This window comes from Burkholderia sp. THE68, assembly GCF_009938265.1.
In the GTDB taxonomy this organism is placed as follows: domain Bacteria; phylum Pseudomonadota; class Gammaproteobacteria; order Burkholderiales; family Burkholderiaceae; genus Caballeronia.
Genome location: NZ_AP022316.1, coordinates 661244 through 674994, shown reverse-complemented (window position 1 = coordinate 674994; position 13751 = coordinate 661244). Strand labels below are relative to the sequence as shown.

10 protein-coding genes are annotated in these 13751 nt (G+C 66.2%); 4 read left to right on the top strand and 6 right to left on the bottom strand.

The annotated features are described in order from the left end of the window. The first annotated feature begins 186 nt into the window (after positions 1-186). Complete coding sequence (locus tag BTHE68_RS16640) at positions 187-1869, top strand: acid phosphatase (RefSeq protein WP_162067415.1); 1683 nt, start codon at positions 187-189, stop codon at positions 1867-1869. Between the two features lie 3 nt (positions 1870-1872). On the opposite strand, the gene BTHE68_RS16635 is transcribed toward BTHE68_RS16640, so the two are convergent. Continuing rightward, on the bottom strand, positions 1873-2265 hold the full coding sequence (locus BTHE68_RS16635) for a RidA family protein (protein ID WP_162067414.1): 393 nt from the start codon (positions 2263-2265) through the stop codon (positions 1873-1875). Between the two features lie 141 nt (positions 2266-2406). Between BTHE68_RS16635 and BTHE68_RS16630 the strand changes: the two genes are divergently transcribed. Then, positions 2407-3303: an NAD-dependent epimerase/dehydratase family protein gene (locus BTHE68_RS16630; RefSeq protein ID WP_162067413.1), complete on the top strand. Its 897-nt coding sequence runs from the start codon at positions 2407-2409 to the stop codon at positions 3301-3303. A gap of 56 nt (positions 3304-3359) precedes the next feature. Here the strand turns inward: BTHE68_RS16630 and BTHE68_RS16625 are convergent, their stop codons facing one another. The 3 genes from BTHE68_RS16625 to BTHE68_RS16615 form a co-directional block, all read right to left on the bottom strand. Next, the gene (locus BTHE68_RS16625; RefSeq protein ID WP_162067412.1) at positions 3360-4469 is read right to left on the bottom strand and encodes a malate/lactate/ureidoglycolate dehydrogenase; all 1110 of its coding nucleotides are present in this window, start codon (positions 4467-4469) and stop codon (positions 3360-3362) included. A gap of 171 nt (positions 4470-4640) precedes the next feature. Continuing rightward, a complete protein-coding gene (locus tag BTHE68_RS16620; protein ID WP_162067411.1) occupies positions 4641-6110 on the bottom strand; it encodes a M20 family metallopeptidase in 1470 nt (489 codons plus the stop codon). A gap of 98 nt (positions 6111-6208) precedes the next feature. Next, a complete protein-coding gene (locus BTHE68_RS16615) occupies positions 6209-8677 on the bottom strand; it encodes a penicillin acylase family protein (protein ID WP_162067410.1) in 2469 nt (822 codons plus the stop codon). Between the two features lie 157 nt (positions 8678-8834). Here BTHE68_RS16615 and BTHE68_RS16610 point away from each other — a divergent pair, with 157 nt between their 5' ends. Together BTHE68_RS16610 and BTHE68_RS16605 are read left to right on the top strand one after the other, a co-directional pair. Further along, positions 8835-9020, top strand: coding sequence for an oxidoreductase-like domain-containing protein (locus tag BTHE68_RS16610; protein ID WP_162067409.1), 186 nt, complete (start codon positions 8835-8837; stop codon positions 9018-9020). An 82-nt stretch (positions 9021-9102) separates the two neighbouring features. After that, positions 9103-9612: a DUF1993 domain-containing protein gene (locus BTHE68_RS16605; protein WP_162067408.1), complete on the top strand. Its 510-nt coding sequence runs from the start codon at positions 9103-9105 to the stop codon at positions 9610-9612. Positions 9613-9687: 75 nt separating this feature from the next. On the opposite strand, the gene BTHE68_RS16600 is transcribed toward BTHE68_RS16605, so the two are convergent. After that, on the bottom strand, positions 9688-10980 hold the full coding sequence (locus tag BTHE68_RS16600; protein ID WP_162067407.1) for a virulence factor family protein: 1293 nt from the start codon (positions 10978-10980) through the stop codon (positions 9688-9690). Further along, positions 10977-13571, bottom strand: a complete 2595-nt coding sequence (gene mprF, locus BTHE68_RS16595) for a bifunctional lysylphosphatidylglycerol flippase/synthetase MprF (protein ID WP_162067406.1) — start codon at positions 13569-13571, stop codon at positions 10977-10979. Before mprF ends, BTHE68_RS16600 begins: the two co-directional genes overlap by 4 nt. Positions 13572-13751: the final 180 nt, after the last annotated feature.

Sequence of the window (13751 nt, the reverse complement as noted above, 5' to 3'; positions counted from 1 at the left end):
TTTTTGCCTATGCCGTTTGGCCGGGTTTCCCGCGGCCCGACGATGCGGCATCATTGCCGCTCAGTTGATCCGCCAGTCGCAGGGCGGTCAAGTCGGGGCGCCGCATGAGGGGCGTGTGATCTTTCGGCGTCGATAAAGCGGGCGCGCGCCATCGGGTGCGTGCCGCACGTCACGAGGAGTCAGGCGATGAACGAGAACGACCATCCGAAGCACGAACTTCCCTCCAGCAACGACACACCAGCGGACCCCTCGCGGCGGCGGCTGCTTGCGGCTGGCGTGGGTCTCGCGGGCCTGTCGCTCGGCGGGTGCAACCTGTTCGAACAAAAGCCGTCCACCCCGAAGACCGCCGCCGATCTCGAACTCGACCGCACGCTGGCGGCGAAGGTGCAGCAGATCGTCGTGATCTATGCGGAGAACCGCAGCTTCACCAATCTCTACGGCAACTATCCGGGCGTGCAGTATCCGCTCACGGCCGTGCCGGCGTCGCACTATACGCAGCTCGACCGCGACGGCGTGACGCCCATGCCGACGCTGCCGAAAATCTGGGGCGGGCTGGTGCCACAGGCGCAGGAAGTGGGCGGCAAGCGCTTTGCCATCAGCGAGCAGCAGATCGTCGATCTGCGCAACGCGCCGTTCCAGATCATGGACGCGCAAGGTGCGCCGCTGCCCAATTCCGTCATCACGCGTGATCTCGTGCATCGTTTCTATCAGAACCAGATGCAGATCAACGCCGGGCGCAACAATCAGTTCGCGGCGTGGGGCGACTCCGGCGGCCTCGTGATGGGTCACTACCAGAACTCGCCCGAAACGCTGAAGCTCTGGGGACTCGCGCAGCAATACACGCTCTGCGACAACTTCTTCATGTCGGCGTTCGGCGGTTCGTGGATGAACCATATCTTCCTGATCTCCGCGCAGGCGCCCTTCTATCCCGACGCGAAGAACGGTCCCGCGGCCAAGCTGCTCGCGGTCGTCGAAGGCGACGATCCCACCGGCTCGCGACTGAAGCTCGCGCCCGATTCACCCAAATCGGCGCTCGAAGGGCCGCCGAAGTTCGTCCGCGACGGCGCGCTCACCGCCGACGGCTACGCGGTCAATACCATGTTCCCGCCGTATCAGCCGAGCAATGTGCCGCCGCCGAAAGACGGCGATCCGCGTTACGCGGACCGTGCCAATGCGCTCGTGCTGCCACCGCAGAGCTACGCGACCATCGGCGACCGGCTGTCGGACAAGAACATCGACTGGGCCTGGTATAGCGGCGCGTGGCAATACGCGCTGGAGCACCGCGATACCGGCGCGGTGCCGGATTTTCAGTACCACCATCAGCCGTTCAACTACTTCGCGAACTATGCGCCGGGCACGGCGGCGCGCGCTCGGCATCTGCGGGACGCGGGTCTCGGCGACGATCCATCGACGAACAAGCTGCTCGCGGACATCGACGCGGGCCGTCTGCCGGCCGTCACGTTCTACAAGCCGCAGGGCAATCTCAACATGCACGCGGGTTACGCCGATGTCGCCTCGGGCGACCGGCATATCACGAACGTGATCGAGCACATCCGGCGCGGGCCGCAGTGGCAGAACACGGTCGTGATCGTGACCGTCGACGAAAACGGCGGCTGGTGGGACCACGTCGCTCCGCCGAAGGGCGACCGCTGGGGGCCGGGCTCGCGCATTCCCGCGCTCGTGATCTCGCCGTTCGCGAAAAAGGGCTATGTCGATCACACCGTGTACGACACCAACTCGATCCTGCGTTTCATCTCGCGCGTGCACGATCTGGCGCCGCTCGACGGCGTGGCGAACCGGGATCGCGCGTTCGCCGCGAACGGCCAGCCGCCGCTCGGCGATCTGACGAAATCGCTGGATCTGGCGTAGCGGCTACGCGCGCTCGACCCACGCGCGCGCGGCAATTTCGAGCAGATAGCCGTAGTGCAACGCGCCGACAGGTACGACGGCGCGCGCCGGCTTCCAGTCGCCGAAGTGGCGCGCGTAGATCTCGTTGAACGTCTTCCAGTGCTCCACGCCAACGAGATACACCGTCACTTCGATGCAATCCGTCAGGCGCGCGCCCGCCGCTTCGAGCACGGTGCGCAGATTGGCGAGCGTCTGTTCGGCCTGCGCTTCGAACGGCAGGTCGCCGGTATGCGTGCCGTCGGGGCGGATCGGCAACTGGCCGGACACGCAGACGAGATTGCCCGCGCGTGTCGCGTGGCTGTAGTGGCCGGCGGGAATCGGCAGGCCGGGTGCATTGATGGTTTCGATCGGTGGCATCGTCGGTTCGGGTTGGGTGCAGCTCAGTTGCGGATTGTTGATTCTGAGTCAAGTTTCATTTGAGACTATCACCGTTTTTGCGAAAGTCGAAGCGGCTCATACTGTGCCCATCGTAGTTTGAACATTCAATGGAGCACAAACATGAACATCTTCATTACGGGCGCGGGCGGTTTCATCGGCGGATCGATTGCGGCGGGACTCGCGCGCGACGGACATCGCGTGCGCGGGCTGATCCGGCGCGCGGAGCAGGCCGACGATCTGAAGCGCCTGAACATCGAACCGGTGATCGGCAGTCTGGACGACACGGCGCTGCTCGTCGCCGAAGCCCGCGCCGCCGACGCGGTCATCAACGCGGCGAGCAGCGATCATCGCGGCGCGGTCGAGGCGCTGATCGGCGCGCTGGAAGGGTCGAACAAGCCGTTTCTGCATACGAGCGGTTCGAGTATCGTCGGCGACGCGTCGGGCGGCGAGGCGTCGGACAACATCTACACCGAGGACGACCTGCCGGAGCCTACGCCCGACAAGGCGCCGCGCGTGGCGATCGACAATCTCGTGCTCGCGGCGGCCCGGCGCGGCGTGCGCTCGGCCGTGCTCTGCAACACGCTGATCTACGGCCACGGCGCGGTGCCGGACACGGCGAGCGTGCAGTTGCCGCGTCTGGAACGGCAGGCGAAGAAGAGCGGCATCGTGCGCCACGTGGGACGCGGTCTGAATATCTGGTCGAACGTGCATATCGACGATGTCGTCGCGATCTATCGACTCGCGCTGGAGAAATCCCCGGCGGGGACGTTCTATTTCGTCGAAAGCGGCGAGGCGCAATTTCGCGACATGACCGCCGCGATGGCGAAGGCGCTGAACCTGCGCGGGCCCGAGGACTGGCCGCTCGAAGACGCGATCGAGGAATGGGGCTATGAAATGGCCTCGTACGGGCTCGGCTCGAACAGCCGCGTGCGCAGCAAGCGCACGCGCGAGATGCTCGGCTGGCAGCCGAAGCGCACGTCCGTCGTCGAGTGGATCGAGAAGGATATGGTCGGCTGATCGCGATCGGCGCGGCAAACTGGCTTGACCAATTTGCCGCGCACGCCGTCGGCGAATTACTTCAGCGCGGCTGCGAACTGTTCGATTTGCGCTTCCGGCATGCCCGACGTCGCAGCCGAATCGCGAATCTGCTTCCAGGTCGTCGGATCGATGGCGATACCGTTCGCCGTGCGGTCCGCGCGACGCGCCTCTTCCGGCTCGCCCGGCGCGTAGATCGCATCGACGCCTTCCGCGCGCGGCGACGCCTTCATCCATTCGAGGAACGCTTCGGCTTCCGCTTGCGCGGCGGGTGCGTCGAACGCGTTCGGATCGAGAATCACCGAGGTCATGCAGTTGATGATCGCGCTCGACTGCTCGAGCGTGCTGTCGTGCGTCGTGTAGCCGCCCGACAGCGCCCCGCCGAAAATCTCGCACAGCGCGGCGAGCCCCGACCCCTTGTGCAGGCCGAACGCGGTGAGCGAGCCGAACGGCTCTTCGTGCATCACCTTCGGCTCGACGGTCGGCTTGCCTTCGTGATCGAGCAGCATGCCCGGCGCGACTTTCACGCCCTTGTTGTAGGCGACGCGCGTCTTGCCGTACGCGATGCCGGCCGTCGCGAAATCGAGCACGAGCGGGCTCTTGCCGTCGCGCGGATACGCGGCGCAGAACGGATTCGTGCCGAAACGCCGGTCGATGCCGCCGAACGGAGCGACGAGCGGATCGCCCGCCACGTTGACGAAGTGGAACGACACGAGCCCCGCCTTCGCGCACTGCTCCGCCCAATGGCCGATGCGCCCGATGTGATGCGCGTTGCGCAACCCGACCGCGCACACGCCGAGCTTCTTCGCGCGCTCGATGCCGTGTTCCATCGCCTCGAAGGCAACGACCTGCCCGAAGCCCTTGCGGCCATCGACGGTCAGCACGGCGCCCGCGTCGCGCACGATCTCGGCGTGCGTATTGAGCTTCAACTGGCCCTCGCCGAGCGAGGCGACATAGCGCGGGATCATGCCGACGCCATGTGAATCGTGGCCCGACAGATTCGACATCACGAGGTGATCCGCGACCAGTTCCGCTTCGCGCGGCGCGCTGCCGGCGGATTCGAAGATCGCGCGGACATAGGCGTGCAGCGTGTCGGCGGCAATGCGCTGTTCGGTGGCGGAAGTCATGGACGTGGGGGATGCATTCATTGCGGCACTCGTCTCCTTGGTTGATCGCTCGCGCGCGCGTCCTTTGTTGAAGCGCGCGCGGGCTTATCACTTTACAGACGATCAACTGGCCTTACCAGTTTGTTTTACAGAATCGCTGAAAAAAAGCCCGGACACGCCGGGCTTTCCATGCAGTCGATCGAGATGAAACCCTTAAGGCGCCGCCGCGATCACCTCCGCGACCGAGGCCGTCAGCTTCTTCGCGTATGGAATGTGCAGGAATTCGTTCGGGCCGTGCGCGTTCGACTTCGGACCGAGCACGCCGCACACCATGAACTGCGAGCGCGGGAAACCTTCCTTGAGCGTGTTCATCAGTGGAATCGTGCCGCCCTGCCCGATATACGCGACATTCGCGCCGAAGTGCCGCTTCGACGCCTCATTGAGCGACGTCGCGAGCCAGGGCGCGAGATCGGGCGCGTTCCAGCCGGTCGCCGCGCCCGCTTCGGGCTTGAATGTCACCTTGGCGTTGTACGGCGGGTCCATTTCGAGCAGGCGTTGCAGTTGCACGACCGCCTTGGCCGCGTCGACGAGCGGAGGCAGGCGCAGCGACAGCTTGAACGCGGTGCGCGGCGCGAGCACGTTGCCCGCATCCGCGAGCGGCGGCAGACCTGACGCGCCCGTGACCGTCAACGAAGGACGCCAGGTCGAATTGAGCAACGCTTCGCGCGGATCGGTGGTGGTCGGCAGAACGCTGCTGCCATCCGCACCGCAGGCCCACGGGAGCTTCTTCCAGACATCGTCACCGAGGATGCGCGCGGTCACCTCGGTTTCGCGGCGGCGCAGCATCGGAACCGGACAGTGAAAGCTTTCGGGCAGCAGATTGCCCGTGCCCGCATCTTCGAGACGCTCGAACAATTGCCGCATGATGCGGAACGTCGATGGCGCGATGCCGCCGTAGCCGCCCGAGTGAATGCCTTCGTCCAGCACCTGCACTTCCAGATCGCCGGCCACGAGACCGCGCAGCGAGGTCGTGAGCCAGAGCTGATCGTAGTTGCCCGCGCCGGAGTCGAGGCAGATCACGAGGCCGACGTCGCCGAGGCGGTCGCGCAAGGCGTCGATGTAAGGCAACAGATCGTAGCTGCCGGATTCCTCGCAGGTCTCGATGATGCCCACGCAGCGCGGCCGCTCGACGCCCTGCGCGTCCAGCGCCGCGAGCGCGGTGATGCTGGCGTAGGTGGCGTAGCCGTCATCGGCGCCGCCGCGGCCGTAGAGCTTGCCGTCCTCGAGTTTCGGCGTCCACGGACCGAGATCGCTGCGCCATCCTTCGAATTCCGGCTGCTTGTCCAGATGGCCATAAAGCACGACCGTTTCCGTGCTGCCGGAGCGCGTTGCAGGCGCTTCGAAAAAGATGACGGGCGTGCGCTCGGGCAAGCGCACGATCTCGACCTTGAGTCCCTTCACTGGCTGCGTCTTGACCCAATCGACCGCGTCCGTGACCACGCGTTCGATGAAGCCGTGGCGCGCCCAGTCGCTATCGAACATCGGGCTTTTCGCGGGCACTGCGATGTAATCGGTCAGTGCGGGCACGATCTCGTCGTTCCATTTGCGATCCACGAAACCCTGCAGCGCGGCCGGGTCGAGCCGGACTGCTTCGTCGTGTTGCGTGCTGTCGCCGATAGTCATGACCGTGTTTCCATTCGAGGCAAACTTCAATGATAGACGGGATTTACGCTCGACTCGACCAGTGGCGGGCCGCGCCCGTGCCTTTTGCGTGATTTTTTTCAGCGTCCCGGCGCGCCCGTTCCTTCGTCGGGCGCGCCCGAAACGACCACGCGCGTCACCGCCGGATCGGCAACGATCGCCTGTTCGGTGAACGGAAAGCGCGACCAGCGTTTCGCCGCGAACGCGCGCGTCGCGTCGCCCGAGTGCGGCGAAGCCGGGTCGTCGGATTCGGCGTGCGAAAGCATGGTGTCGGCTTCCACGCCGTTCTCGCCGAAGGTGACGACCTGCACGTAGCTGTCGCCCTGGCCGCTGATGTCCATCGGATAGCCCTTCGGATCGAGCGGACGCCGCGCGCAGACGATCGTGAAGTAGCCGGCCTCGTCGCAGCCGCCGTAGAGCGGCACGCGCGCGCCGTTGCGTTCGGTGTAGAGAATGTCGCCGCGTCGCGAATCGAGCGCGAAGCCGTTCAGTTTCAATGCGAGCGCCGCGCCGCCGAGCGCCTGGCGCAGATCCTGGAGCACGGCGGGATTGTCGACGTTGAAGCCGCCCGGCGTCGCGAGCGGCTTGTTCGGATCGAAACCCGCTTCGTACAGGCGTTCCGGCGCGATGCGCGTCGCGCGCGACCAGAACTCGTCCCACAGATTCGCGCCGCGTGCGTCGATGTCCGCCGTGCCGTTCCAGTTGCGCAGAACCTCGCAGGCTTCGTGCAGCGGGCCGACCGCTTCGTTCACCGTGCAGACCGCGTCCAGCAACGGCTTGCGAAAGAGGCGCTCGGACATCGAATGGGTCTCCAGCACGGCCGATTCGAGCGCCTCGCGCGTGATGCCGCCACGTTCGCGTTGCAGACGCGCGGCGAGCAGATGGCCGTAACGCGTGCGCAGCGACTGCTCGACGCGCGCCGCGCCCGCGATGCGCGGATACCCCGACAGTGGCGCGTTCGCGTTGGTGAGCCAGTAGCTGTCGTTGAAATTGCCGACGTAATCGCCGCGCACGGTGCTCGGCAACTGCTCGACGGACAGCGCGCCGGGCTGCACGCTAGTCGAATCGACGCGCCACGCGCACGCGCTCTTCGATCCGTCGAGGAACGGCACACCCGGCACGCGCCCCGCGAACGCGCGCCCGGCGGGCGTCGTGCACGATTCCGCGAGCGCGTCGGGCACGTTCGGGATCGGGCCGATGTCGGCGAACCAGACACGCTCGTCGCCGCGCCCGATCGCGAAGGTGTTCGCCCACGGCATCGCGGCGTAGCGCTTCTGGATCGCCATGAAATCGTTGAGCGAGCGCGCCTGATTCCACGCGAAAAAGTTCTGGAACGCGCGCGCGTTGTCGATGTTGACGTCGGCGAGCGCGTAGGCGCGCTGCGTGCTCCAGCCGAGGCCCTGTGCTATCGGCGAGAGATCGACGACCGGCCCGAAACGCGTGCGGTAAAGCGTGCGCGACACTGATTCGTAAGCGCCATCGGCGCGGCGCGAGCGCACCGTGAGCGCGACGGGCGTCATCGCCTCGCTGCGGCCATCGACGAGATAGCGCGTCGGATCGGCGGGATCGAGCGTCAACTGGAAGATGCCGAAACGGCGCGCGCTCGACACCGTATGCGTCCACGCGATGTTTTCGTTGAAGCCGAGCACGATCAGCGGCACGCCGAGAAACGACACGCCCGCGACGTTCACCTGACCCGGAATCGTCAGTTGCGCCTGATAGAACCGGTCGGGCCCGCGCCAGAACCAGTGCGGATTGCCGAACAGGATGCTGCGTTTGTCGCGCGTGACCGGCGCGCCGAAGGCCAGCGCGTTGCTGCCGATGCCCGGATGCTCGCCGATGGAAAAACGTAATGATTCAAGCGCGCCTGGCGATCCCGCCGACGCCGCGGGAGACGCGCTGTCGGCGCGTTTCGGCGGATGCGCGATTGCAATCGGCGTCAGAAAGCGGACCGAGCCGACCGCGAGATTCGCCGCGATGAGACGCAGATAAATATCGTCGGCGCCGATCTTGCCCACCCACGGCTTGCCCCGGCACGCCGCGTGCGCGTTCGGAAAGGCGCCCGCGTTCAGATCGGTGAGATAGCGGTTGTAGCCGTTCGCGAAACCGTCGATCAGATTGCGAAGCTCGGCCGGTTGTGCGGCGCGGTAACGGTCCACCGCCGCTTGTTCGCCCATGAGCCGAAAGAAGAAATCGGCGTCGATATTGCGTGGCTGGCCGAAGGTCGCGCTCGCCGGCGGCCGCGCCTCCGGACCGAAATAGGCCGAGCGCTCGCCGCGGTATGTGACGAAGGCATCGGCGAGCGTGCACAGGTTGTCCTGCGCCTGCGCATAACCGAAGCCGAAGCCGAGGCTGCCCCAGTCGGCCGCGCGGATATGCGGAATGCCGTCCTTCGTGCGGCGAATCTCGGCGCTCCAGGCGGTTTGCGCGCCCGCACTGGACTGAAAATCCTGGCCGGGTCCGCCCGACGCGTCCGGCTGCATGGCGCAGCCGCTCAACAACGCGCCCGCGAGCGCGGCGGAGATCGCAAGGCTGACGATCTGGTTCATCGCGTGAGTCCCTCGGTCCGATCGACGTGATGGCGGGCGGATGATTGCTCCGCGCAGTATCGCATTGCGCGCGGCGCGATCCGCCGCCAAAGTTTAGCCACTCGCGCGCGCGCCGCGAAGCCCACGCACGATGAACCGATTACGCCCTGCTCATCGCATGACCAACCGCCACGACCCCGCCGACGATCCGCTCCCGACGCCGCCCGAGCGTCCGTTGCCGGAGGATTGCTGCCAGAGCGGCTGCAATCCGTGCGTCTTCGATCTGTATGAGGAAGCGCTCGAACGGTATGAGGCGGCGTTGCGCGCGTGGGAAGCGCGGCGTGCGGCGCCGTCCGAACCGTGAGATTCAAGCAGGCTCACGCAGCGGGCGCTATGCTTGGGGCCCCTGTCGTCATCGAAAACAGAACCTCAAGGAGCACCAGCCCATGTCTCTCACGATGTATCGCGCATCGATTCCGGTTTTCATTCGCGGGCTCGAAGTCTGCGCGGACCTGCTCAAGAAAGGCGCCGCCTTCGCCGATGAAAAAGGCCTCGCCCACGACGATGTGCTCAACGCGCGCCTCGCGCCCGACATGTTGCCGCTCGTCGCGCAAATCCAGCGCGCAAGCGACACGGCGAAGCTGTCGGCGGCGCGTCTCGCGGACATCGAGGCGCCGCGCTTCGAGGACAACGAGGACAGTTTTGCGTCGCTGCACGCGCGCATCGAGAAGACGATCGCGTTTCTGAAGAGCATCGACAAGGCATCGCTCGCTGGCAGCGAAACGCGCACGGTCACGCTGAAGTTTCCGGATTTTTCGCCGTCGTTCTCGGGCGACGATTATCTGTTCGGCTTCGGGTTGCCGAACTTCTACTTCCACGTCGCCACGACGCACGACATCCTTCGCCATCTCGGCGCGCCGATCGGGAAACGGGATTATCTCGGACCGCTCAAATGAGTTCGGGGATTTCGATCAGATAAAAAAAGCGAGGCGCGAATCACGGGTTGATCCGCGCCTCGCCATATCAGCGGATCAACCCTGCCGCGCCGCGATCTGCTTGCGCCAGCCCGCGAGAATGCGCCGCGCGAGCGCATCGTAGTCGCCGCCGAAGTGATGATCGCCAGGGAGCTTCACCACTTCGATGCCCGTCTTCACAAGCTGCGGACACAACGTGTCCTCTTCCTTCTCGCCGTAGATGCATTGCACCATCGACGGCGGCAGCTTGTTCAGCTCGGGCCGCACGTTGAGCGCCTTCTCGCTCGCCGGCATGCCGAGCCAGCCCGTGACGCGGATCTGAAAATCCGCCGCCGGCGAAAAACCCATCAGCGAGATATACGAGACCTGCTCGCGCACCGCGTCCGGGAGACGGTTGTACGCGAACGGCATCACGTCCGCGCCGAACGAATAGCCGAGCAGCGCAACATGCTTCGTATGCCAGCGCGCGTTGTATGCGCGGATCACGCGCGCAAGATCGCTGGCCGTCTGCTGCGGCGTCTTTTCACTCCAGAAGTAGCGCAGCGAATCGATGCCGATCACCGACACGCCATCGCGTTGCAGCGCGAGCGCCATCGTTTTGTCGAGATCGCGCCAGCCGCCGTCGCCGGAGATGACGATCGCGAGCAGATCGGTCGGTTGCGCCGCGCGCAGTTCGATCAGCGGGAGGTCGGAGACATCGCTGTCGGCAACCGGCTCGGCCTTTTTCAGATGCGGCGAGGTCATCGCGACGAGGGCGTCGGTCTTCGAGCGCGTCGGCTGCAGCGCGCCGCGCTCCAGGAAGCCCGGCAAGCCCTTCGCGTGGATGATGGTCGGGTCCGGCGGGCACGGATTGAAACGCGCGTCGAGCTGGGCGTCCGCCGCGAGCGACACCGCGCCCGCGACGGTGTTGTCGGGCGCCTGACCGAGCGAGCGCTCCGCGAGGATCGCGCCCTGCCCCGTGCCGACGAGAATCGGCGAGAAATAATGGTTCGACTGAACGGTGCGTTCGAGCTGATGGCTCATGTTCTCCGCATCGCCGACGAGGTTGTGACAGGACGTCTCGGTCTTGTCGGCGGCCACACGCGCGGCGTAGCGCGGTGTGTCGACGCCGATGACCATCGCGCCTTTGGCGGCAAGCGCGTCGGCGGCTTGCTGGTCGGACGGGGTCCAGCCGCTTTTCTCAGAGAACAGCACGACGAAGCCGGTCATCTCGCCGGTTGGCTTCGTGAGCGTGACCTGGCCGTAACGGCCGCCGGAAATCGACTCCGCCGCGTGCGCAAAACCGGACAGAGCCACACCACAGACAACGGCCGCTACGAGCGCCGTCGCTTTCTTGCAAAGGAATTTCATGAACGCCAACCGCCCGCGAGGAGCGAAAGATCCGCCAAAGTGAAAAATACGCCGACCGAGCCGGACGCCGCCAGATAGCGCGGCTCCCAGCGCGGCTGGAACTTGCTCTTGAATCCGCGCAGCCCGCGGAAGTTGTAGAACCGCCCGCCGAAGCGCCACACGAGCCCCGCAAGCCGATGCCAGTGCGACGCGAGCGGCGTCGGCTCCATGCCCGACAACGGCGCGATGCCGAGCGACAACGACTTGAATCCCGCTTCCTTCAGATGCAGCGCGAGCTTGGTGAAGAGGTATTCCATCGCGTACGGCGACGCCGCGGCGACGTGGCGCATCACGCCGACGGTCGCTTCGGTGTTCATGTCGGTCGTCATGAAGGTGACGAACGCGACCGGCGCGCCCTGCTGGCGCACGAGCAGCACCGACTGCGCCGAGAGATAGTCCTCATTGAACGCGGCCACCGAGAAGCTCTTTTCGCGCGCGGAGCGGCTTTCGAGCCAGTCGTCGGAAATCGCGCGCAGCATCGGCAGGCTGGCGGCGATCTGTTGCGGCGCGATCACTTCCGTGTCGAAGCCATCGCGTTCGCCGCGCTTGAGCGCATAGCGCAAATGCGAGCGGTGCGAACCCTTCAGATCGAATTCCGACAGCGCGACGTGCGCTTCCTCGCCGAGTTTCATCAGCGTGAGGCCGGCGTCGAGATAGAGCGGCAGCGCGTCGGCGCGGACCTGATAGAACGCCGCGCGGCCATTGTGGGCGTGCGCCAGCTCGACGAACTTGCGGATCAGTTCCGCCCATTCGCGTCGCGGACCGACCGGATCGTGCAGCGCCGCCCACGTGCGGCCGTGCTTCGCGTACATCAGGAAGGCTTCGCGCGACTCGGAGAAGATGAAGCTCTTGTCGCCCATCATCGCGAGGCCGGCGTCGCTGCGTTCCTGCGCGCGGAAAATGCGCGCGGCATCGGCGAGATCCTGCGGTACCGGTTTCACGAAACGGCCAGCGGCCGGGCGCAACAGTTGCCACACCCCGAACGCCGACGCGAACACCGCCGCCGCGAGCGTCGCGCGCAGCGCACGCGGGGCGCGCTCGTCGAAGGCGAATTGCCACCAGAGATCGCGGCTGTACGGCACATCGCGGAAGGCGAAGAACATGATCCACACGGCGAGCGCCATCACGACGCCGATAGAAATCAGCCACGTCGCGGTGAAGCGCTCGGCGAAGAGCGACGAACGGCGGTTGAAGCGCTCCCGCGTCGCGACGAGCAGCACGACGAGGAAAGCCAGCACGCCCACTTCGACGAACGCGAGACCCTTCGCCAGCGACAGCGCGAGGTTCGTCACGGCAAGGATGAGCGCGAGCCACCAGGCCGCGTCCAGCCTGCGCATCAGGCCGCGCGCGACGAAAAGCAGCAGCACGCCGAGCACGGAGCCGAGCAGTTGGGAGCTTTCCAGCACCCACAGCGGGAGGATCGTCTGCAACAGCGCGATACGCATCTTGAACGCGGGCGTCGCGCCCGAGATCACGAGCATCGAGCCGGCGGCGAACGTGACGATCGACAGGAACACCGGCGCGAGCTGCGAGACGTTGCGCGGGCTGAGGAAACCGAAGCGGCCCTTGAGCGCGCGGCCTTCGAACGCCGCCATCACGCCCGCCGAGAGGATCAACGGCAGGCCGAAGTAGATCGCGCGATACGCGAGCAGCGCGGCCAGCACGTCCGGCGTGTGGGCGCTCCCGCCGAGCGCGAACACCATCGCCGCCTCGAACACGCCGACGCCGCCGGGCGTATGGCCGATCATGCCAAGCAACATGGCCGCGGAGAACACCGTCATGAAGTCGCCGAAACCCACTTGCGCGTTCGGCAGAAGCGCCCAGAGCGCGAGACCGGCGCCGAGGACGTCGACGACCGCGAGCGCGGCCTGCGCGACGAAGTCGCGGCGCGCCGGCACGGTGAACGCGAGCCACTTCCAGCGCGAGCGCAACGTGCGCGGCTCGCGGCCGCACACGATGACCATCGCCGCAAACACGGCGAGAAGCAAGCCGCCGCTCACGCGCAGCGCGGACGGCGAAAGATGCATCATGCCGGAGAGCGTGCCCGCGCCGAACAGCATGCCGGCGGCGGCCATGAACGCGAGGGAGAGCGCGAGCGTGACGCTCGTGAAAATCGTCAGCCGGCCGACCTGCGCCGGGGTCACATCGGCCGCGCCGTATACGCGGCAGCGCACGGCGCCGCCCGTCAGCGCGCCGAAGCCCGTCACGTTGCCGAGCGCCGAACCGACCGTCGCGCCGACCCACAGCAGAGAACGCGGCATCGTCACGCCGATATGACGCAGCCCGACCGCGTCGCGCCCGACCAGCGCCGCGAAGGAGAGCGCGGTCGCGAACAGCGCGGCGACCCAGGCCTGCGGCGTCATCACGCGCAGCGAGTGGATCACCGACTTGTAGTCGACCGAGCGGGAAAGGTGCTGGAAGACCACCAGCAGCAGCACGCAGATCACGATGGTGAGCGCGGGCGCGGCGAGCCGCTGAAGATCGAAGCCACCGGACGGGCGTCCGACGGGGGAAATGGCGCGAAGCCGGGCAAGCAACTTTGTGCGAGACATGCGTTCTATCAAACTGGCTCACGCTGCAAACCGGCCGCGAACGGTCGATGGCAACGCAACATCACGGTTATCGGGGACCCGCGCACCACACGCGGTCGGAGAGCGCCACTTCGGCTCCCGCCGCCCGCGCTCGCGCCATACAAACGGCTTCTAAGCGTGAAACGCCTATATAACGGCGCC